Origin of the sequence: Frankia sp. AgPm24, from assembly GCF_023243055.1 — a bacterium.
Taxonomy (GTDB): domain Bacteria; phylum Actinomycetota; class Actinomycetes; order Frankiales; family Frankiaceae; genus Frankia; species Frankia umida.
The window spans coordinates 101111-101504 of record NZ_JALKFW010000207.1; the positions used below are offsets into that span (position 1 = coordinate 101111).

Here is a 394-nt window from a genome sequence, read left to right on the forward strand (position 1 = left end):
CAGCCAGGATGGCAGCGGTTCCTGGCAGCATTTTGCCGCCGACGGTCAGCTGACCGGTCTGGGTGTGCCGGTACGGGATGTTTCTGGCGGGGCCGGTGGCCGCCTCGAGGTCGATGTCAGTGCCGGTACGGCGACGTTGCAGCGGCCGGTTCCGCATGCGCCGGAGACCTTCACCCACGCCTGGAACAACAACAGCCATCTGCTGACCAGCCGGGACGGGAGTGGTTCGTGGCAACGGTTCGATCAGAACGGTAACCTGATCGGCCTGGAAATGCCGGTGCGGGACATCACCGGGGCGCCGGGTGGTCGGCTGGACATCGATGTCAGTGCCGGTACGGCGACGTTGCAGCGGCCGGTTCCGCATGCGCCGGAGACCTTCACCCACGCCTGGAAC

General features: G+C 66.8%; 1 protein-coding gene. It reads left to right on the top strand.

Annotation, left to right across the window (positions count from 1 at the left end):
- The coding region (locus tag MXD61_RS20820; RefSeq protein ID WP_248815146.1) for a hypothetical protein at positions 1 to 394 on the top strand (394 nt) is incomplete at both ends.